The sequence below is a fragment of the Neisseria sp. HMSC073G10 genome (assembly GCF_001812605.1).
Classification (GTDB): Bacteria; Pseudomonadota; Gammaproteobacteria; order Burkholderiales; family Neisseriaceae; genus Neisseria; species Neisseria subflava_A.
In genome coordinates this window covers 2,428-2,803 of sequence record NZ_KV809537.1, presented here as the reverse complement: position 1 = coordinate 2,803, position 376 = coordinate 2,428, and the positions used below count along the sequence as shown (strand labels likewise).

1 pseudogene is annotated in these 376 nt (G+C 34.6%); it reads right to left on the bottom strand.

The features are described 5' to 3' along the window. Positions 1–210: pseudogene (locus HMPREF2865_RS10990) on the bottom strand (hypothetical protein); the annotation flags it as partial. Between the last annotated feature and the right edge of the window lie 166 nt (positions 211–376).

Below are 376 nucleotides of genomic sequence, written 5' to 3'. Positions count from 1 at the left end.
GCTTCTGGTGATAATCTGTCCGGAATCAATATTAGCCCACCATTCATCCGACGCAAACAATCCTTTGTCTTTTTTGATGCCAAAGATACTTTCGTCATTCAATGACAGTAATCTTGTATCTTCAATATGCTCCTTCTTTTTTCTATTTTTCATATCTTTTTTAAAATCATAAACCAAATACATATCATCATCTAAATTTAAATAGCTCATTTTATATCTCCAATTTTTTCAAAATGAATAATCTGTTTCTCAAAAGTTTCTTTACCGCCAGCCCTACCCAGTCCTGTATTGACTACCCCTTTTCCTTTATTCACATATGGCTTTCCTTGGCCTTCAAGCTTAAATTGCACTTGTGTTTTTTCAGTCCAGCCCTTGC